This window comes from Methylosinus sp., from assembly GCF_036560965.1.
Taxonomy (GTDB): domain Bacteria; phylum Pseudomonadota; class Alphaproteobacteria; order Rhizobiales; family Beijerinckiaceae; genus Methylosinus.
Map to the genome: position 1 here is coordinate 24,609 of NZ_DATBQF010000040.1, position 19,585 is coordinate 44,193.

General features: G+C 67.8%; 14 protein-coding genes. 6 read left to right on the top strand and 8 right to left on the bottom strand.

The window, feature by feature from the left end; genetic code table 11:
* Nucleotides 1-25: 25 nt before the first annotated feature.
* From VIF40_RS11245 to htpG, 6 genes are all read right to left on the bottom strand, one after another.
* A complete protein-coding gene (locus tag VIF40_RS11245) occupies nucleotides 26-400 on the bottom strand; it encodes a DUF2946 family protein (RefSeq protein ID WP_331937604.1) in 375 nt (124 codons plus the stop codon).
* A gap of 168 nt (nucleotides 401-568) precedes the next feature.
* On the bottom strand, nucleotides 569-1,180 hold the full coding sequence (locus tag VIF40_RS11250; protein ID WP_331937605.1) for a glutathione S-transferase family protein: 612 nt from the start codon (nucleotides 1,178-1,180) through the stop codon (nucleotides 569-571).
* Between the two features lie 215 nt (nucleotides 1,181-1,395).
* Nucleotides 1,396-4,011 (bottom strand): ATP-dependent chaperone ClpB, encoded by a 2,616-nt coding sequence (clpB, locus tag VIF40_RS11255; RefSeq protein ID WP_331937606.1) that lies wholly within the window; start codon nucleotides 4,009-4,011, stop codon nucleotides 1,396-1,398.
* Between the two features lie 173 nt (nucleotides 4,012-4,184).
* A complete protein-coding gene (locus tag VIF40_RS11260) occupies nucleotides 4,185-5,180 on the bottom strand; it encodes a DUF4167 domain-containing protein (protein ID WP_331937607.1) in 996 nt (331 codons plus the stop codon).
* Between the two features lie 778 nt (nucleotides 5,181-5,958).
* Entirely contained in the window at nucleotides 5,959-6,843 is an 885-nt protein-coding gene (prmC, locus tag VIF40_RS11265) for a peptide chain release factor N(5)-glutamine methyltransferase (RefSeq protein ID WP_331937608.1), read from the bottom strand.
* On the bottom strand, nucleotides 6,840-8,855 hold the full coding sequence (htpG, locus tag VIF40_RS11270; RefSeq protein ID WP_331937609.1) for a molecular chaperone HtpG: 2,016 nt from the start codon (nucleotides 8,853-8,855) through the stop codon (nucleotides 6,840-6,842). The genes prmC and htpG overlap by 4 nt, the downstream gene beginning before the upstream one ends.
* A gap of 506 nt (nucleotides 8,856-9,361) precedes the next feature.
* Here htpG and VIF40_RS11275 point away from each other — a divergent pair.
* Nucleotides 9,362-9,796 (top strand): DUF2794 domain-containing protein, encoded by a 435-nt coding sequence (locus tag VIF40_RS11275; protein ID WP_331937610.1) that lies wholly within the window; start codon nucleotides 9,362-9,364, stop codon nucleotides 9,794-9,796.
* A 63-nt stretch (nucleotides 9,797-9,859) separates the two neighbouring features.
* Here the strand turns inward: VIF40_RS11275 and VIF40_RS11280 are convergent, their stop codons facing one another.
* Entirely contained in the window at nucleotides 9,860-10,633 is a 774-nt protein-coding gene (locus VIF40_RS11280) for a Bax inhibitor-1/YccA family protein (protein ID WP_331937611.1), read from the bottom strand.
* A gap of 394 nt (nucleotides 10,634-11,027) precedes the next feature.
* On the opposite strand from VIF40_RS11280, the gene VIF40_RS11285 reads away from it, so the two are divergent.
* Nucleotides 11,028-11,678, top strand: a complete 651-nt coding sequence (locus VIF40_RS11285) for a hypothetical protein (RefSeq protein WP_331937612.1) — start codon at nucleotides 11,028-11,030, stop codon at nucleotides 11,676-11,678.
* 10 nt (nucleotides 11,679-11,688) lie between these two features.
* Here VIF40_RS11285 and VIF40_RS11290 read toward each other — a convergent pair whose 3' ends face one another.
* Complete coding sequence (locus VIF40_RS11290) at nucleotides 11,689-12,528, bottom strand: lytic murein transglycosylase (RefSeq protein WP_331937613.1); 840 nt, start codon at nucleotides 12,526-12,528, stop codon at nucleotides 11,689-11,691.
* 289 nt (nucleotides 12,529-12,817) lie between these two features.
* Here VIF40_RS11290 and VIF40_RS11295 point away from each other — a divergent pair, with 289 nt between their 5' ends.
* The 4 genes from VIF40_RS11295 to VIF40_RS11310 all read left to right on the top strand — a co-directional run bounded on the left by VIF40_RS11295 (nucleotide 12,818) and on the right by VIF40_RS11310 (nucleotide 19,575).
* Entirely contained in the window at nucleotides 12,818-14,356 is a 1,539-nt protein-coding gene (locus VIF40_RS11295; RefSeq protein WP_331937614.1) for a YifB family Mg chelatase-like AAA ATPase, read from the top strand.
* Between the two features lie 84 nt (nucleotides 14,357-14,440).
* The gene (locus VIF40_RS11300; RefSeq protein ID WP_331937615.1) at nucleotides 14,441-16,198 is read left to right on the top strand and encodes an ATP-binding protein; all 1,758 of its coding nucleotides are present in this window, start codon (nucleotides 14,441-14,443) and stop codon (nucleotides 16,196-16,198) included.
* A gap of 107 nt (nucleotides 16,199-16,305) precedes the next feature.
* Nucleotides 16,306-18,390 carry an OmpA family protein gene (locus VIF40_RS11305; protein ID WP_331937616.1) on the top strand — a complete coding sequence of 695 codons (2,085 nt, stop codon included), beginning with the start codon at nucleotides 16,306-16,308 and terminating at the stop codon, nucleotides 18,388-18,390.
* Nucleotides 18,391-18,654: 264 nt separating this feature from the next.
* Entirely contained in the window at nucleotides 18,655-19,575 is a 921-nt protein-coding gene (locus tag VIF40_RS11310; protein WP_331937617.1) for a GNAT family N-acetyltransferase, read from the top strand.
* The last annotated feature ends 10 nt before the right edge of the window (nucleotides 19,576-19,585 follow it).

Here is a 19,585-nt window from a genome sequence, read left to right on the forward strand (position 1 = left end):
GCGATCGGAACGCGAGACCGAGCGATCAGGCGACCGAAGGGCCAGCCCGCGCGAAGACGTTGGGGTCGCAGTGGAATCGTCCGAGTGGCAAGGCCCGCGCCCGCCAGCGCAGCCGCTCCTGCAACGGGACGCGGGAGAGGAAATGCGCGGACAGGCTCGCCAGCGGCGGCGGCCCGGAGATGATCTCCGGGCATTGGAGACAGCGCTCGTGGCGATGATGGCCGCTCGACTGGTCGGAGTCCGCCGGATGGCCGCTATCGGCTTTCGTCTCGACGAAGGCGGCGCGCGTGCAGGCGGGCGCGCCGAGCTCGTCGCCGAGCATGCGCGCCGAAACATTGCCGGCGATCGCTTGCGCCAGCAAGATCACGCCGACCAGCAGTCTGGTCAGAACAGAATGCACGCCAACCTTTGCGGGCCGGAGCCCGTCATCGCCTTCGCGGGCCGGAGCCCGTCATCAAGTCGGCGAAATCATGGCGCCCGCATGTCGCAATGACAAGCGCGACACTCCGGCTCGCGCGGAATCTCTATGATTGTGGCCCGGCGGCCACAGTGGCGGGGCGACCGCGGATCAGCGATAGCCTTCCTCGGCCAGCACCTGCCGCACAGTGGGCCGCGTCTTCATCAGCTCGTAATGGGCGCGGCAATTGACGGGCAGCTCCATGCCGATCTTATCGGCCCAGAACTCCACATAGAACAGGCCGGCGTCGGCGATGGAGAAGGCGCCCGCCGCGTAGTTCTTGCCGTCGAGCTCGCCGCTCACCTTCATGAGCGCCTCGGCGACGATCTCGCGCCCCTGCGCCTTCACCGCCTCTATGTCGCCGGCGACGGCGTAGCGCTCCGGCGTGAAGACGCGGCGGAAGCCCTCGCCATGGATATAGCGCGTCGCGAAATTGAGCACCTCCATCGCCCGCTCCTTGCCGGCGAGGTCCTCGGGCAGCAGCTTGCGGCGCGGATAGGTCTCGGCGAGCCATGTCGCGATCGAGACAAAATCGCAGAGCGCCGTGCCGTCGTCGCGCAGCAGCGTCGGAATCGTGCCATGCGGATTCATGGCGAGATATTCCGGCTTCAGATGGTCGCCCCGCGGTAGATTGAGGATATAGGCCTCGAAGACGAGGCCGATCTCCTCGAGCAGAATGTGAATTCCGGTCGAGCAGGACCCCGGCGTCATATAGAATTTCATTGCGCGCCTCCGCTTTTGCGGGAAGCAAGTTGCGCGCCGGCCCTCATCCGTCGCGCCTTCGCGCGACACCTTCTCCCACGAGTGGGAGAAGGTGACCGCCTCTTCTTGAAAGATAATGCGATTTATCGACGCTACAGCCCTTCTCCCGCGGGGTGGGAGAAGGTGGCCCTCGCGTCAGCGAGGGTCGGATGAGGGGGCGCCGCCGCGCCCCCGTCTCACGCCGCCTTTTCGGTCCCGAGGCCGCGCCGCCCGATCGGCCGTCCATCCAGCGTCAGCCCCTGGCTGTCGGTCGAGACCCACACGGTGGAGCCGTCGACGATCTCGCCGCCGAGCAGCGCCTCGGCAAGCGGGTCCTGCAGCTCCTTCTGGATCACGCGCTTCAGCGGCCGCGCGCCATAGGCGGGATCGTAGCCCTTGGCGGCGAGCAGCGCCCGCGCCTTCTCGTCGAGCTTCAGCGTGATCTTGCGATCGTCCAGCAGCTTTTGCAGCCGCAGGATCTGAATATCGACGATCGCGCCCATATCCTCGCGCCGCAGGCGGTGGAACAGCACGATCTCATCGACGCGGTTCAGGAACTCCGGCCTGAAATGCGCGCGCACCACCTGCATCACCTCGGCGTGAACGGCGGAGGAATCCTCGCCCTCCTGCTGCATCACCAGGAATTCGGAGCCGAGGTTGGACGTCATGATGATGAGCGTGTTCTTGAAATCGACCGTGCGCCCCTGGCCGTCGGTCAGGCGCCCATCGTCCAGCACCTGCAGCAGGACGTTGAACACATCCGGATGCGCTTTCTCGATCTCGTCGAACAGCACGACCTGATAGGGCCGGCGCCGAACCGCCTCGGTGAGCGCCCCGCCCTCCTCATAGCCGACATAGCCGGGAGGCGCGCCGATGAGCCGCGCCACCGAATGCTTCTCCATATATTCGGACATGTCGAGCCGCACCAAAGCGGTCTCGTCGTCGAAGAGGAAATTGGCGAGCGCCTTGGTCAGCTCCGTCTTGCCGACGCCGGTCGGCCCCAGGAAGATGAAGGAGCCGATCGGGCGATTGGGATCCTGCAATCCGGCGCGGGCGCGGCGCACGGCCGTCGAGACGGCGGCGACCGCCTCCCTCTGCCCGACGACGCGGCGCGACAGCTCGTCTTCCATATGCAGCAGCTTCTCGCGCTCGCCCTCGAGCATCTTATCGACCGGAATGCCGGTCCAGCGCGAGACGACCTGCGCCACATGCTCGGGAGTGACCTCCTCCTCGAGCATTTTCTGCGCGCCCTCTTTCTCGCTCGACGCGAGCTTGCGCTCGAGATCGGGGATCAGGCCGTAGGCGAGCTCGCCGGCGCGCTGAAACTCGCCGCGGCGCTGCGCCTGGGCGAGCTCGTTGCGGGCGCTCTCGAGCTGCTCCTTCAGCTTCTGGGCGAGGCCGAGCTTGTCCTTCTCGGACTTCCAGCGCTGGGTGAGCGCCGATGATTTCTCGGTCAGCTCGGCGAGCTCCGTCTCCAATTTGGCGAGACGGTCCTTCGACGCCGGATCGGTCTCCTTGCGCAGCGCCTCCTGCTCTATGCGCAGCTGGATGATGCGGCGGTCGAGCTCGTCCAATTCCTCGGGCTTGGAGTCGATCTGCATGCGCAGCCGCGAGCCCGCCTCGTCGACGAGGTCGATCGCCTTGTCGGGCAGAAAACGGTCGGAGATATAGCGATTGGAGAGCGTCGCCGCCGCCACGATCGCGGCGTCGGTGATGCGCACGCCATGGTGCATCTCGTATTTTTCTTTCAGCCCGCGCAGAATGGAGATGGTGTCCTCGACATTCGGCTCGTCGACGAAGACGGGCTGGAAGCGCCGCGCCAGCGCCGCGTCCTTCTCCACATGCTTGCGATATTCGTCGAGCGTGGTCGCGCCGACGCAATGCAATTCGCCACGCGCCAGCGCCGGCTTCAACAGATTCGACGCATCCATCGCGCCATCCGCCTTGCCGGCGCCGACCAGCGTGTGCATCTCGTCGATGAACAATATGATCCCGCCCTGCGCGGCGGTGATCTCGTTGAGCACCGCCTTCAGCCGCTCCTCGAACTCGCCGCGATATTTCGCGCCGGCGATCAGCGCGCCCATGTCGAGCGCCAGCAGCTTCTTGTCCACGAGCGATTCGGGCACATCGCCATTGACGATGCGCAGCGCCAGTCCTTCGACGATCGCCGTCTTGCCGACGCCGGGCTCGCCGATCAGCACGGGATTGTTCTTGGTGCGGCGCGACAGCACCTGAATGGTGCGGCGAATTTCCTCGTCGCGGCCGATGACGGGATCGAGCTTGCCTTCGCGCGCAGCCTCGGTGAGATCGCGCGCATATTTCTTCAGCGAATCATAGGCGCTCTCGGCCGAGGACGAATCGGCGGTGCGGCCCTTGCGTAAATCTTCGATTGCGGAATTGAGCGTCTGCGGCGTGACGCCCGCCTCGCTCAATATGCGCGCGGCTTCCGTGCCCTTCTCGAGGGCGAGCGCGAGCAGCAGGCGCTCGACCGTGACATAAGAATCGCTGGCCTTTTGCGCGAGCTTCTCGGCATTGTCGAAGAGCCGCGCCGTCGCCTGATTGAGCGAAGGCTGTCCGGCGCCGCCGCCTGTGACTTTCGGCAGCTTGGCCAGCGCGGCCTCGGTCTTGGCGAGCGCCTCGCGCGAATGGCCTCCGGCGCGGTCGATGAGGCCGGCGGACAGGCCTTGCTCGTCGTCCAGCAGCACTTTCAAAACATGCTCGGGCGTGAGCTGCGGATTGCCCTCGCGCGTCGCCAGCGACAAGGCCGACTGCACGAAGCCCTGCGCGCGGGTCGTGTATTTGTCGAAATTCATGGAAACCCTCCGGCTTCGAGGCGCCGCGTCGAGCAGCCGCCTCGTCCCTATATGGCGTGAAATCGGCCCCTTGCGGCGACCGTTACGGCCGATATGGGAAAGACCCTCGCGCTCGAAAAGAGGGTGCGACGACTGGAGCGCGAGGGAATGCGTCGAAAGGCGTCGGAACGCGCTCAGTCGGCGAGCGGCAGCTCGTCGGAACGCGGCGGCTCGTCGGCGGCGACATTGCCGTTGGCGTCTTCGTTCGCCGGACGCGTCGTGCGGCGGCGGCGGCGCTGATTGAGATGAAAGCCCGCGGCCGCCTCTTCATGATCGCGGATCGCGGCGCGCTCCGTGCGAGCGAAGGTCTCCGTTTCCTCCGGGCCGGCGGCGCGAATCGGCGCGGTGATGAAAGACGGCAGCGCGGCGGCCGGCGCCTCTTCCTGCACGGCGGGCTGCACGCGCGGCGGAAACCGGCGCTCGCGATTGCGGTCGAAGTTCTGGCGCGGCGGTCGGTCGCCGCCGCCCTCGGCGTTCGCTTCGCCATTGCGGTCGCGACGATCCCGAAAGCCGCCGCGATCTTGAGCCCCACGATCTTGGCCCCCGCGATCTTGCCCCCCGCGATCTTGGCCTCCGCGATCCGAGCCCCCACGATCTTGGCGCGGCTGGCGCTCATAGCGCTGCTCGTTGACCGGACGCTCGCCGATCGGACGCTCCTCATAGGGTTGCGGCTGCGGCTGCGGCGAGAATTGCGGCTGCGCGACGGGCTGCGGATAGGGCGCGGCGGCATAAGGCTGCTGCGGCGGCTGATAGCCGGCGGTCTGCGGCAAGCGCTCGGAGAGAGGCGCGAAACGATCCGAGATTCCGGTGAAATCTTCATCGTCGTCGAGATCGGAGTCGGTCGTCTCATAAGCGCGGCCATAGCCGCCCTGCGCCTGCTGCTGCGCGGTCTGCGCCGCGGCGATCAGACGAAAATAATGTTCGGCGTGCTGAAGCAGGCTCTCGGCCATGATCGTGTCGCCGGAGGATTGCGCGTCTCGGGCGAGCTGAAGATATTTCTCGGCGACATGCTGAGCGGTGCCCCGGATCTTCACGTCGGGACCATTCGACTCGTAGGAGCGTGTGAGGGGATTGGGTCCTTTACGACCACCATTACGGCCGCGAATGCGTTTATTCTGTCCTGGTCTCATCGAATATCCCCGAGAAGGTCCTTACGCTTTGCTGGCTCGGCGTGTCGTGCTTCGGCCGAACGCGCCGAAAGGGACGAACGCTCGAAACTGCGTCAGAGGCGGAAGCCGGGCGCGGCCATTGCCGCAAACGCCCGATCCAACAGAGCGGCCCCGCTCGACCTCGAGCAGCGTTTCTGTCCGTTCTGTCGCTTGCGCGATCCGGACATGGATCGCGCGGCCGACGCGGCGTCCTCATGGAATCGCCTGCGCCGAATTCACATTCTCGATCCGAGCGCCGCCGACGCTCGAAGCGTTGCTGAGCAAAAGGGCGCGCTCGGCCCGTCGGCTCGGCCTTGGTGACAGTTGTCGAATTCGTTCGACTTTCGCAAGCGCTGCGCGTTCCGCCTCGAGCCCGCCGTTCCGCCTCGCGCCCGTCTGGCCTCTAGCTCTCGATCGCGCCCCGATCGCACAACCGCCGCTCACGCTCGAACGCCCGAACACGCTCCGTGTCGCGCGCTGAACACCCGATCATGCATAGACTTTTCGGGTTCGAACGGCGGCGCCGGACTCCGGCCCTAGCGGCGCGGGATGCGCGCCATCGGCAAAATTTCGGGGACCGGCCGTATTTCCCCACATCCGCGCTCGGCGTCGCTCACGACGTTCAGCGTCTTATCGCAGGCGACTATAGTCCACCCGGGCACACTCGCCAAGGGCGCGAACCGTCCGTCTCTCACATAAATAGCGCCTGTCTCTCACATAAATAGGAGGTGTAGCCAATATGTCACGGCTCGGCGACGCCTCAGCGGCTGCGACGCGCGGCGACCGCGCGCTCGCGCCCGCCGGCGTCCTTGCGAATTCCGGCCGGCTCGAGGCCTTTCTCGGCCAATAGCGCGGCGAGGCTGCGCGCCTGGCCGTCTCCCGCCTCGAGCGCCGCCGCGCCCATCGGCGCCAGCAGACGCGGCAGCGCCTCGACGATCTCGCGATAGCAATCGAACCCATCGGCGCCGCCGTCGAGCGCGAGACGCGGATCATGGAGCCGCACCTCCGGCTCCAGCCCATCCAGCTCTCCGCTGGCGATATAAGGCGGATTGGAGACGATGAGATCGAATCGCGCGGCGAGCGAATCGGCCCAGCGGCCGCGCAGCACGGACGCCCGCCGCGAGAATCCGCAGCGCGACAGATTGAGCGCGGCGGCGGCGCAGGCGTCGGCGGAGAGATCGACGCCGATGGCGCGCGCATTGGGCAATTCGGCGAGCAGCGCGCAGAGAATCGCGCCCGAGCCGACGCCGAGATCGAGGATCAGGAGCGCCTCGCCGCGACGCTCGCGCAGCAGCTCGAGCGAAAGCTCGATCAGCGTCTCCGTGTCCGGCCGCGGATCGAGCACTCCCGGCGCGACGACGAGATCATGCGTCCAGAAGCCGCGCGCGCCGAGAATGCGCGACACAGGCTCGCGCGCCGCGCGGCGCTGCGCATAATCGCGCAGCTTTGCCCGCGCGGCGCCGGCGAGCGCCGCCGTCGGCTCCAGCAGCAGATCCGCCGCCGTGAAGCCGCCGGCGGCAAAGAGCAGCGCGCGCGCGTCGCGGCGCGCATCCTCGACGCCGCAACGATCGAGAAAGGCCGCGACCTCGTCGAGCGCCGCGGCGCGCGTCCCCTCGTCGAGCGCGAGAGTGGACAGAAGCGTCACGCTTTGGCGAGCAGCGCGGCGACGCGCCTGGCGAAAGCGGCCGCGTCGAGCGGCGCCTCGCCATCGGCGATGCGGGCCGTGTCGAACAGCAGCCAGAAGCCGTCCTCGGCGCCCTGCTTGTCCGCCTTGGCCTTCTGCGCGAGCGCCAGCACGGCCTCGTGACTCGGATTGATCTCCAGCACGGGCTTGCCGAGAGCGGCCTTGTTGCCGCTCTCCTGAAGCATTCGCGCGAGCTGCAGATCGAAGCCGTGATCGGCGGCGACGAGACAGGCCGGGCTCTCGCGCAGACGCGTCGAGACGCGCACATCGTCGACCTCTCCGGCGAATGTCTCCTTCAGCATCGCGGTGAGCAGCGCGACATCCGCGCTCGTCTCGGCGGGCGGCGTGTCGGGAGAGCCTTCCGGCGTCGGCACGGCGTCCATGTCAGCTGCGCCCTGCGTCACCGATTTGAACGGCTTGCCGTCATAGCCGACCGCGCTCGTCACCCAGAAGGAGTCGACCGGATCGGCGAGCAGCAGCACGTCGATGCCCTTGGCGCGATAGCCTTCGAGCTGCGGGCTGGAGGCGAGCCGCTTCTTGTCGTCGCCGGTGATGTAATAAATAGCGGTCTGATTGGGCCGCAGATTTTCGACATAGTCCTTCAGGCTGCGGTCGCCGTCCGGATGCTGCGCCGTCGAAAAACGCGCTATGGCGAAAATCTCGTCGCGACGCACCGGATCGTCATGCAGCCCCTCCTTGAGGACCGCGCCGAAATTCTTCCATACGGCGGCGAATTTCTCAGAATCATTGGCCGCGAGATCGGCGAGCTCCTTGAGCACGCGCGTTCCGATCGCCTTGCGGATCGCGGCGAGGATCGGATTGGTCTGCACCATCTCGCGCGAGACATTGAGCGGCAGATCGGCGCTGTCGACGACGATGCGCATGAAGCGCAGCCAGGGCGGCAGCACATCGGCCTCGCGCGAGATCAGCACGCGGCGCACATAGAGCTTGGAGCGGCTCTTGCGCTGCGGATCGAAGAGATCATAGGGCCGCGAGCCGGGCACGAAGGCGAGCACCGTATATTCGGTGCGTCCCTCGGCGCGCCAATGAATGGTGAGCGCCGGCTCGTCGAACTGGCCGGAGATCTGCTGATAGAAATCCGTATAGTCCTGCTCGCTCACCTCGGATTTGGACCTGGTCCACAGCGCCGAGCCGTCGGTGAGGCGGCGCGGCTCCTTGCCCTGCTCCTCGACGAGGTCGATCGGTATGGCGATGGCGCCCGAATGCTCGCGCAAGATCTGCTCGATGCGATAGGGCTCGAGGAATTCGTCCGATTCGGAATTGAGATGCAGAGTGACGCGCGTGCCGACGGCGGGCGCGGCGTCCAGCGCCAGCGGCGCGATCTGGAACGAGCCCTTGCCTTCCGAGGTCCACAGAAAGGCTTCGGACGAACCCGCGCGGCGCGTCGCCACCTCGATATGATCGGCGACCATGAAGGCGGAATAGAAGCCGATGCCGAAACGTCCGATGAGCGAGCCGCCGAGGTCGGCGACGCTCTTATCGGCGCCTCCCTTGTCGGAGCTCGCCTGCTCGGCGCCGCGCTTCGCCGAAAGATCGTCGAGAAAGGCGCGCGTGCCGGAGCTCGCTATGGTGCCGAGCGCGGCGACGAGATCGTCGCGCGACATGCCGACGCCATTATCGGTGACGCTCAGCGTGCGGGCGTCCTTGTCGACCGCGATGGTGACGAGCGGCGCGCCGGCCTCGGCCGCCAGCGCTTCGTTCGCCACCGCCTCGAAGCGCAGCTTCTCTATGGCGTCCGCCGCATTGGACACCAGCTCGCGCAGGAAAATGTCGCGCTCCGAATAGACCGAATGCGTCATGAGCTCGAGAAGCCGCGCGACATCGGCCTGGAAGCCGTAATCGCTGCGCTCGGCAGCGTCGATCGTATTTGTTTCGGCGTGATCGTTCACGGGCGTCGTCTCCGCTTTTCTATCGGCTCCGCCGCGCGCGCCGCTTCCCGCAAATGGAAGCATGGCCGACGGCGCGCGGGCGCTTCCGGGATATAGCGATCGTCATTGATCGGCAATGGCGCCCGTCGAGCCGCCTCGAGCGGGGCGCGAGAGCTGATATCGGAGATTGTCGGCAAGGTTGCAAGACCGCCGCGACACGTCGCCATACGCGACAGGCAAAAAAAGCGCGACAGGCAAAAAGCGCGACGTGCAAAAAGCGCATTGCAAAAACAAGACGGGCCGCCCGAGCGTCGCCCGGCCGGCCCGTCCATCGCCACGAACTCACGCTGCTCGAAAAGCGCCCTTCCGGGGGGCTGGGGGGCTGACGAAATCCGGAAAAACCACTTCCCGAGCCTGTCGAGGCAATACGCTAGATATTGGTCGCCTCCTTTGTCGGACAAGGGGCTCGATATTGGCGAAAATGTGAAATTTGACCTTCCTCCGCCGCGCCGATCGTCGCCAGAATGTCATCTATGTCTTGCCCTCGCGCCATTGCCGCGCGATCATGCCTGACGAGATGGGGAAACGGCATGAGCGAGACGGAGACGACCGATCCCAGCCGGCGGCGCGGCCCGCTCGCCATCGTGGCAGGCCGCGCGACCAATGATCCGGACCGGGCCAGAACCGCGCCCGACACCAAGACCGCGCACGACAGCAGAACCGCCCCGCTCGTGTCCTTCGACCGGCGCGAATTGCGATTGCTGTTCGATCTCTACGGCTCGAAGGTCGCGGCCGGCGAATGGCGCGACTACGCCATCGACTTCTCCCCCGCGAAGGCGGTGTTCTCGGTCTATCGCCGCGCCAGCGAGGCGCCGCTCTATCGCATCGAGAAAAATCCCGAGCTCGCCCGCCGTCAGGGCGCCTTCTGCGTCGTCGCCTCCGGCGGCCTCGTGATGCGCCGCGGCCACGATCTCGCGCGCGTCGTCGCCGTGCTGCAGAAAAAGCTCGAATTGGTGCGCGATTAAAAAAAGGCCCCGCCGCAGCGGGGCCTTCGTTTCTTTCTCGTGTCGCCGAAGCGGCGTCGACGATCAGTCGTTGCGCTCGCCGAACAGATAGAGCAGCGACTGGAACATGTTGATGAAGTCGAGATAGAGCGACAGAGCGCCGAAGATGCTCTGCTTCGCCACCACCTCGTGGCCATAGCCGGCGCTCTGATAATAGCCGTCCTTGATCGACTGCGTGTCCCATGCGGTGAGGCCAGCGAAGATGAACACCGACAGGATCGACAAGGCGAACTGCATCGCGCTGCTCTGGAAGAACAGATTGACGAGGCTCGCGAGCACGAGGCCCCACAGGCCCATCACCAGGAAGGAGCCGAAGGCCGAGAGATCGCGCTTCGTCATATAGCCATAGAGGCTGAGGCCGCCGAAGGCCGCCGCGGTGATGAAGAACACCTTGGCGATGGAGGCGCCGGTGAACACGATCATGATCGACGACATCGACAGACCCATCACCGCCGAGAAGGCGAGGAACAGGTTGCGAGCCGTCGCCGCGGAGATACGATCGGCGCGGAAGCCGAGAAAGAACACGAACGCCAGCGGCGCGAGCATCACCGCCCATTTCAGCGGGCTCGTGTAGAGCATCTGGCCGAAGGGCGTGAGCGCGATCTGCCGGCCGCCTTCCTTGGCCACTGCGAGCATATGCGTGCCGAGCGCCACCGCGCCGGTGACGCCGAGACCGAGGACCATATAATTATAGACGCCCAGCATGTAGGCGCGCAGGCCCTGGTCGATCTCGGCCGTGCCGGCTCTAGAGACGCCGCCCCGATAGCCGAAGCTCGTGTTGCGGTCGAAATTGGACATAGCATCCTCTCGAAAAAGGCCGCGCGGCCCGGTCTATCCGGCCAATCGGCGCGGTCCCTGACGGCGAATATGGCGCGCCGAAAGCGGAAAAACAAGAGTCCGCGGGCCGAATCCGGCCGAGCCCGCGCCACGCCGAGCAACACTCGAGCAAAGGTCGCAGTATTGCATCGCGGCCACGCTCGAAAGCGACTCGGGGAGGCGAGAAAATCGAAGCCCGCTCCGGTTGAAAAATCGAAGCCCGCTCACGCTCTTGCCGCACCGACAGAATGCGCTAACATGCCGCATTGTCGCAGGCGGCGAGCGACCGGGTCGGCCGATCCGGCTCTCGCTTCGTCGTCGGAGCGAAGCGCCCACGGAACGAGGCCCGCAACACATGCTCCATGGGGGAATCATCATGTCCGACAGCGGTCTTGCCCCGTTCTGGCGGTCGATCGATGGGTTTCTGCGCTCTGCGATACGTTCCGCTCCGCCCGCTTTCCTCACCCTGCTGCTCATGCTTCTCGCCGCGGCGGCGCCCGCCACGGCCCACGGCCGGCTCGGCTCAGCCGAGGGGCGTTGCCGCCTCTTCGTCGGTCCCGACATCATGAATTTCACCGGCTATCTGCCGGACGCCTCGAAAAACGAGTTCTGCGAGGATATTCCAGCGACCGGCCACACGATCATCGCGCTCGACGCCGAGCAGGACGAGCTGCGCGACATGGCGGTCGAGATCAGGATCGTCAAGGATATCGGCGGCGAGGAGAGGGAGAACGCCGACCTCGATGCGGTGACCGTCGCCTATCGCGGCCCGCGCACCTATCCCACCGGCACCATCAATTTCGAGCACGACTTTCCGGATGCGGGCTATTTCGTCGGCATAGTGACGGTCACCGGCGACCATGGCGAGCGTTGGGTGTCGCGCTTCCCCTTCTCGGTGGGCAAGAGCTTCATGCGCACCCTGCCCTTATATCTGCTGATGGGCGCGGCCGTGGTCGCCATGTTCTTCATCTATCTGCGGCACCGGCCGATCCATCCGATGAAGGCGGGCGCCGAGCCCGCCGAATAGCGCGCGCCCGTCAGTCGCCCGCGCCTTTGATCTTGTCTGCGAGCAGGGCGATGGTCTTGGAATAGACCTTCGCCTTGTTCCATTCGAGCAGCGCCGGGAAATTCGGCTCGCCCTCGTCCCAGCCGGCGCCCGGCTTCCAGCCGTAGCCGTGCAGGAAATTGGCGGTGGAGGCGAGCACATCCGCCGTATTGTGGACGAGATCGCGCTTGCCGTCGCCGTCGAAATCGACGGCGAATTTCAGATAGGACGAGGGCATGAACTGCGTCTGGCCGATCTCGCCGGCCCAGGCGCCGCGCATTTGCGCGGGATCGAGATCGCCGCGCTCGACGATGCGCAGAGCGTCGAGCAGCTCGGCGCGGAATTTGTCCGCGCGGCGGCAATCATAGGCGAGCGTCGCCAAGGCGCGAATCGTCGGGAAATTGCCGAGATAGGAGCCGAAATCCGTCTCCAGCCCCCAGATCGCGACGAGCACCGGCCCCGGCACGCCATATTTCTGCTCGATGCGCTTGAACAGCGCCGCATGCTTCTGCAGCAGCGAGCGCCCCTTGCTCACGCGGAAGGAATTGGCCATGCGCGCCGAGAATTGCTCGAAGGTCTGGCGAAACACTTTCTGCCCGCGATCATGCGAGATCACCGAGCGGTCGTAGAACACGTCGCCGAGCGCCGAATCGATCGCCGGCTTCGAGACACCCGCCGCCGCGGCCTCGCGCCGGAAGCCGTCGAGCCAGCTCTCGAACCCCTCGCCATTGCGCCCGCATTCGGCCGCCCGCGCGCCCGCCGGGCAGAGCCCCAGCGACAAGGCCAGTGCCGCGACGCCGAGCGCCGTCCTCATTCGATTGGTCTGAGACATCTCGCGCTTCCCATCTCTCGGACGAAGCCCGCTTTCGCTCTCGGACCAAGCCCGCTTTCGCGCTCTTCTGTCACGAGAGCGCGGCGGGGCCATGGCGCCGCTTTCGCAAATCTCGAAAATATCGGGCCTGAAATCCCGGCGCAGACTAGCTCCCGCCGGTTAGCGGGCCGTTGCCGAAGCGCGGCGAAATTTCGTTCTCATATTGTTCTTGCCGAGGCGGGGCGCCGCATCTACTATGGCGACGTCCGCGTTGGAGCGCTTTCTTTCTGCTCGGGGTCGGAGCTTTCGCATGGTGGTCAGGGTCTCGACGGTCGCCTTCGAGGGGATCGAAGCCAAGCCGGTCGACGTTCAGGTCCAGATCGCCAGCGGCAATGTGGTGTTCACTCTGGTCGGCCTCGGCGACAAGGCGGTCGCCGAATCGCGGGAGCGGGTGCGGGCGGCGCTCATCGCCTCCGGCCTCGCGCTGCCGGCCAAGCGCATCACCGTCAATCTCGCGCCGGCCGACATGCCCAAGGAGGGCAGCCATTACGATCTTCCGATCGCGCTCGGCGTGATGGCGGCGATCGGCGCCATCCCTTCGGACGCGCTGGACGGCTATACGGTGCTCGGCGAATTGGGGCTCGACGGCGCGATCGCGTCGGTCGCGGGCGTGCTGCCCGCCGCGGTCGCCGCCAATATGCGCGGCCATGGGCTCGTCTGCCCGCGCCAATGCGGTCCGGAGGCGGCCTGGGCGTCGAGCGACATGGAGGTGATCGCGCCGCGCTCGCTGCTCCAGCTGGTCAATCATCTGAAGGGAACGCAAGTTCTCGCCCGGCCCACGCCCGCCGTGCGCGCGGCCGCCGCGGATCTGCCGGATCTCGCCGACATCAAGGGCCAAGAGAGCGCCAAGCGGGCGCTGGAGATCGCCGCCGCCGGCGGCCACAATCTCCTGATGAACGGCCCGCCCGGCTCCGGCAAATCCATGCTGGCGGCGCGCCTCCCCTCGATTTTGCCGCCGCTGTCGCCGCGCGAGCTGCTCGAGGTCTCGATGATCCATTCCGTCGCCGGCGAGCTCGCGGGCGGCGAGCTCACCGACCGGCGGCCCTTTCGCGCGCCGCATCATTCGGCCTCCATGCCGGCGCTGGTCGGCGGCGGCTCCCATGCGCGCCCGGGCGAGATCTCGCTGGCCCATAATGGCGTGCTGTTCCTCGACGAATTGCCGGAATTCCAGGCGCAGGCGCTCGACGGCCTGCGCCAGCCGCTGGAGACCGGCGAGGTCGCCGTCTCGCGCGCCAATCACCGCGCGGTCTACCCCGCCCGCTTCCAGCTCGTCGCGGCGATGAATCCCTGCCGCTGCGGCCATGCGCTCGATCCGGGCTTCGCCTGCCGCCGCCAGCCCAATGAGCGCTGCGTCGCGCAATATCAGGCGCGGCTCTCCGGCCCGCTGATCGACCGCTTCGATCTGCGGATCGAGGTTCCGGCCGTGTCGGCGGCCGATCTCGTGCTGCCGCCGCCGGCCGAGGGCTCGGCCGAGGTCGCGGCGCGCGTCGCCGCGGCGCGCGACCGCCAGCGTCGGCGCTACGAAGCGCTCGGGCTCGCCGGCTCCACCACCAACGCCAGCGCGCCGGCGAGCGCGATCGAGAAAGTCGCGGCGCTCGACGCCTCCGGGACGGCGCTGATCCGCGAGGCGGCCGAACGTCTGGGACTCTCGGCGCGCGGCTTTCACCGCGCGTTGAAGCTCGCCCGCACCATCGCCGATCTCGACAATTCGGACGCGATCGCGCGCCGCCATCTCGCCGAAGCTCTCGCCTATCGGGGCGGCTCCGCCGGGGCGCGCGCCGCCGCCTGAGCTCGCGCTTTGCCCGCCAATTCATACTTTTCTCTCTATTTCCGTGAAATAATCGCCGTCATCGAATGATTTTGGACGCTCCGCATGCCCACCATTCCCGATTGCGTCTTCGTCGCCTTCGCTTTCCTCGCCGCGCTCACCGCGGTCGGCTGGCTGGGGTTTCTGCGCGCGCGCCGGACGCTGCGGCGACGGGCGGTCGAGACCGAGCTCGAGGGATTGCGCGACGAGATCTGGGAGCTGCGCGCCGCCGCCGCCGCGCGTGACCGCGCCGAGGCGGCGAGCCAGGCCAAATCCCGTTTTCTCGCCACGGTGAGCCATGAGATCCGCACGCCGCTCAATGGCGTGCTCGGCCTCGCGCAATTGCTCGCGGCGACGCGGCTCGACGCCGAGCAGGCGAGCTATGTCGACGCGATCGCCGCCTCCGGCCGATCGCTCGCCCAGCTCATCGACGATATTCTCGACTTCTCCAAGATCGAGGCCGGCAAGATCGAGCTGGAGGTCGAGCCTTTCGCGCTGGCGCCGCTCGTCGAGGGCGTGGTGGAGCTATTGGCGCCGCGCGCCCAGGCCAAGCATCTCGAGATCGCGAGCTATATCGCGCCGGACGCGCCGGAGACCGTCGGCGGCGACGCCGCGCGCGTGCGCCAGGTGCTCGTCAATCTCGCCGGCAATGCGGTGAATTTCACCGCGAGCGGCGGCGTCGGCCTCAGGGTCGAGCGCGACGCCAAAGGCGCGCTGGTGTTTCGCGTCGCCGACACCGGGCCGGGGGTCGCGCCGGCGGCGCGCGAGATGATCTTCGAGGAATTCGAGCAGGGCGACGGCTCCTCGACGCGGCGGCACGGCGGCACCGGCCTCGGCCTCGCCATCTCCCGCCATCTCGCCGGGCTGATGGGCGGCCGGCTGGAGATCGAAGAGGGTTCGGGCTTCGGCGCGATCTTCGCCTTCACTCTGCCGCGCGGGCTGCATGCGCTCTTCGACGACCGTGCGCGCGAGCGCAAGCGGCCGCTCGCCGGCTCCCGCGTAATGATCGTCTCGCCGACGATCTTCGAGGGCCCCTTCATGGCCGAGATTCTGCGCGGCGCCGGCGCGCAGACCGAGATCGCGCCCGACGAGACGCGCGGCGCGAGCCGTCTCGACGACGAGCAGGAGGGTCGTTTCGACGCCGTCATCGTCGACTGCGCCTTCGGCGAGCAGGCGACCGAACGTCTCGCCGACGAGGCCCGGCGCGCCGGCGCCGGCCGCGTGTTCCTGATGTTCTCGCCGATGGAGCGGCGCGCCTTCGGCGAGGCGGCGCTGCGCCATTTCGACGGCTGGCTGGTGAAGCCGGTGCGCGCCGCCTCGCTCGTCGAGCGCCTGTCCGCCGCGCCGCCGCCGACGCGCAACGAGACCGGATTCGTCGCGCCGGAGCCGACGCTCTCGGGACGCCGCGTGCTGGTCGCCGAGGACAATGACGTCAATGCGCTGATCGTCTGCCGCCATCTCGAGAAGCTCGGCGCGCTGGTCACGCGCGTGGAGGACGGCGCGCGCGCCGTCGAGCTCGCGCGATCGGCGATCGGCGGACGCATGCGGCCGTTCGATGTGATTTTGATGGATGTCTTCATGCCCGAGCTGGACGGGCTGGAGGCGACGCGCCTGATCCGGGCGGAGGAGGCGCGCACCGGCGCGCGACGACGGCCGATCGTCGCGCTCACCGCCAGCGCGCTCGAGGAGGACGAGCGCGCCGCGCGCGGCGCCGGGGTCGATTTCCTGCTGACGAAGCCCGTGGAGTTCGACGCTCTGTCGGCGGCGATCCTCGAGGCGATCGACGGCGCCGGCCGCCGGACGGACGCCCGCGAGGCGATCTGACCTGCTTCGCCGCAGCCACAAAAAAGAAAAAATTTCGCCCCGCGGCCGCGGCAGAAAGGACGCGCGGGGAGATTGCGAACGGTCACGCCCGAGTCGTGGAGAACAGAATGTCGAGACGAAAGAATTTGCTGCTCGCCGGATTGATGACGCCGTCGCTGGCCCTCGGCCCGCAGGCCGGCGTGGGGCCGGCCGCGGCCCGCGAAGGCGTCGTGCTGGCGCAGGCCGCGCCACAGGGCGGCGAACCGAATCACGAGAGGCGGCAACCGCCGCCGCCGCGACCCGCGCCCGCGCCGGCGGCCCGGCCGGCTCCTCCCGCCCCGGCGCCCTTCCATCCCGCCCCAGCGCCCTCCCCCGCTCCTGCGCCTTCCATGCATCAGCCGTCGGCGCCACCGCCCGGTCCGCGCCCGGCTCCCTTTCCGGGAGCGGGCGCCCCGCCGCTGCCCCGCCCGCAATTGCGCTCGGCGCCCCCGCAAGAGCCCGTCCGCCCGCAAGAGTCCGTCCGCCCGCAAGAGCCCGTCCGCCCGCGCGAGGCCGCCCCTCCGCACGCGCCAGCGGCTCCGTCCGGCCCGGCGATCCTCCATCCGCCGCAACAGCCCATGCCGGCGCCTGCGCCGATTCGACAGGCTCCGATTCCGCATCCGGCTCCGGTCCCGGCTCCCGCGCCGGTCGCCGTTCCTGCGCCCCGCCCCGCCACACCCGCGAGCCCCGCGCCCGCGCTCGGCGGCGCTCCCGCGGAAGGCCACGCCCCCGGCGCCGGGCGACCACCCGTTCCAGCCCTGAATGGCCAAGGCGCAGGCGCGCCGCCGCATTCGGAGCCCCCGCCGGCCGGCGGCGCCACGGGACCCGCTCCCGCGCATCTCGGCGGACCGCATCCGACGCCGACCACGGGCGGCGCGCCCGAGCCCGCGGCGCCGCACGGCCAGCCGCCGGCGCCGCAAGGCGGCAATTTCCTTCCCTCCTCGCCCCCGCCAGGGGCCGGGCCGCGGCCCAATGGCCCGCCCCCCGGCGGCCCCGCCGGAGATCACGCCGGCCAGCCGCCCGGCGCCGGCGGACGCTTCCTGCCGGCAGGCCCTGGAGCCGCCCCCGGCGCCGCGGGAGCGCCCCCTCATGTCCCGCCGCAGGCCGGCGGAGCGTACGGCGCTCCGCCGCCTCAGGCGGGCGGCCCCTACGGTGGGCCGCCGCCGGCTCCGCCTCGCGGCGGCGCGCCGCGCGTGTCGCCGGCCGCGGCGGCGGCCATCGGCGCGGCGGCCGGCCTCGTCGGCGGCTTCGTGCTGAGCCAGCCCGGAGCCCATCGGCTGGACGACATCCACAATCGTCGCCAGCAATTCGATCACGACGGCGTCACCGTCGTACAGGAGCCCGGCCGCACCATCGTGCGCGAGGGCGGCGGCGCCTTCATCCGCCACGATGAGAACGAACGCTTCCGCGAGCTCGGCGGCAATCTGCGCAGCGAAAGGCGCGGCGACGAATTCGTGAGCGTCTACGCCCGCCGCGACGGCGGCGAGGTGCTGACCTTCACCGACGCCAATGGCGTGCTGCTGCGCCGCCTGCGCCGCTTCCCCGACGGTCGCGAGATCATTCTCATCGACAATGGTTTCCGCGGACCGCCGCGCGGCTTCGCGGAGGAGGTCGTCGTGCTGCCGCCGCCGCCGATCGAGATCGCTCCCGACGCCTATGTCGTCGATTACGGCGCCGCCGACGAGCGCGTGCTGTATGAAACGCTGACCGCGCCGACGCTCGCGCCCATGCCGCGCCGCTATACTCTGGACGAGATTCGCTACAGCCCGTCCTTGCGCGCCTATACGCGCAGCGTCGACATCGACACGATCAATTTCGACACCGGCTCCTGGGCGATCACGCCGGATCAAGGGCAAAGGCTCGTTCTCGTCGCGGAAGCGCTCAACGAGGCGATAAAGCGCAATCCGGCGGAAGTATTCCTGATCGAGGGACACACAGACGCAGTCGGCGCCGACATCGACAATCTGTCGCTCTCCGATCGCCGCGCGCAGGCGGTGGCGACGATCTTGTCGCGCGACTTCGGCGTGCCGCCGGAAAATCTGACGACGCAAGGCTATGGCGAGCAATATCTGAAAGTGCAGACGCAAGGCCCCTCGCGCGAGAATCGCCGCGTGACCGTGCGTCGAATCACGCCGTTGCTGAATGGACCACAGGCTCAGACGCAGCGACGCTGATCGAAGACCGAAGACCGTGCGAGCGATATGATCGGACGCACGGTCTCCCACAACGCGCGCTGACGCTGTCAACGCTGTTTCCGGGTGACTATTTGCGATGCGAGCCTGAAGGCTCGCGGTCCAGATCTCGCATCTGGCCGCGAGGCTTCGGGCTCGCTCTCGTCGGCGCGCGTCGTCACAAAAGTTTCGCCCTCTCGTGATTTAAAGCTCCGAGGCGCCCGCGAGAAAAACGCGAGCGCGACATGAGCGGAGACGATACGCGAAATGTGGGCGATCCACGCCGACGCCGGCCGCAAGATCATCGCTGGCGCCTTTCCTCTGCTGCAGCCGCAGAATTTCCTGAAGCCGAAAAAGAAGAAGCACGCGTCGATCGAAGGGCCGCTCGCGCGGCTCGGCTCGCTCGAGGTGCGGCTCGCCTGCGGCAAGAAGGAAATCCGCAAGGCGCAGCGGCTGCGCTTCAAAGTCTTCTTTCGCAAGGGCGGGGCGACGCCCGACGCCAAGGCCGCGATCACGCGCCGCGACGCCGATCGCTTCGACAAATTCTGCGATCATCTCATCGTTATCGATCACGAGGCCCGCAATCGCTTCGGCCAGATCAAGCCCAAGGTGGTCGGCGCCTATCGCCTGCTGCGCGACGATGTCGCGGAGAAGAAGGGCGGCTTCTACTCGGCCGGCGAATTTGACATAGCGCCGCTGCTGGCGCGTCACGGCGGCATGCGCTTTCTCGAGCTCGGCCGCTCCTGCGTGCTGGAGCAATATCGCGGCAAGCGCACGATCGAGCTTTTGTGGCGCGGCATACTCGCCTATGTGCGCTATCATCGCATCGATGCGATGATCGGCTGCGCGAGCCTCGAGGGTTCGAATCCGCTCGCCCATGCGGCGGCGCTGAGCTTTCTCGCGCATCACGCGCGCGCCGACGACGACTGGCGTGTGAGCGCAAGACGCGAGTTGCATGTGCCGATGGAGATGCTGGCGAAAGAGGCGGTCGACGCGCGCAAGGCGATGAGCGCGCTGCCGCCGCTGATCAAGGGCTATCTGCGCTGCGGCGCGAAATTCGGCGACGGCGCCGTCGTCGATCGCAAATTCAACACGACGGATGTTTTCGTCATCATGCGCATCGCCGAGATCGACGCGCGCTATCTCGACTATTTCGGCGGGCCGGACGAGACGCGACGCGCCGCGTGAGGCGCGTCGC

What these genes read in the sequence shown, in the direction of transcription:
- VIF40_RS11250 (WP_331937605.1), bottom strand. Translation starts at nt 1,180, where the DNA reads ATGAAATTCTATATGACGCCGGGGTCCTGCTCGACCGGAATTCACATT.
- clpB (WP_331937606.1), bottom strand. Translation starts at nt 4,011, where the DNA reads ATGAATTTCGACAAATACACGACCCGCGCGCAGGGCTTCGTGCAGTCG.
- VIF40_RS11260 (WP_331937607.1), bottom strand. Translation starts at nt 5,180, where the DNA reads ATGAGACCAGGACAGAATAAACGCATTCGCGGCCGTAATGGTGGTCGT.
- htpG (WP_331937609.1), bottom strand. Translation starts at nt 8,855, where the DNA reads ATGCTTCCATTTGCGGGAAGCGGCGCGCGCGGCGGAGCCGATAGAAAA.
- VIF40_RS11275 (WP_331937610.1), top strand. Translation starts at nt 9,362, where the DNA reads ATGAGCGAGACGGAGACGACCGATCCCAGCCGGCGGCGCGGCCCGCTC.
- VIF40_RS11280 (WP_331937611.1), bottom strand. Translation starts at nt 10,633, where the DNA reads ATGTCCAATTTCGACCGCAACACGAGCTTCGGCTATCGGGGCGGCGTC.
- VIF40_RS11285 (WP_331937612.1), top strand. Translation starts at nt 11,028, where the DNA reads ATGTCCGACAGCGGTCTTGCCCCGTTCTGGCGGTCGATCGATGGGTTT.
- VIF40_RS11290 (WP_331937613.1), bottom strand. Translation starts at nt 12,528, where the DNA reads ATGTCTCAGACCAATCGAATGAGGACGGCGCTCGGCGTCGCGGCACTG.
- VIF40_RS11295 (WP_331937614.1), top strand. Translation starts at nt 12,818, where the DNA reads ATGGTGGTCAGGGTCTCGACGGTCGCCTTCGAGGGGATCGAAGCCAAG.
- VIF40_RS11300 (WP_331937615.1), top strand. Translation starts at nt 14,441, where the DNA reads ATGCCCACCATTCCCGATTGCGTCTTCGTCGCCTTCGCTTTCCTCGCC.
- VIF40_RS11305 (WP_331937616.1), top strand. Translation starts at nt 16,306, where the DNA reads ATGTCGAGACGAAAGAATTTGCTGCTCGCCGGATTGATGACGCCGTCG.
- VIF40_RS11310 (WP_331937617.1), top strand. Translation starts at nt 18,655, where the DNA reads ATGTGGGCGATCCACGCCGACGCCGGCCGCAAGATCATCGCTGGCGCC.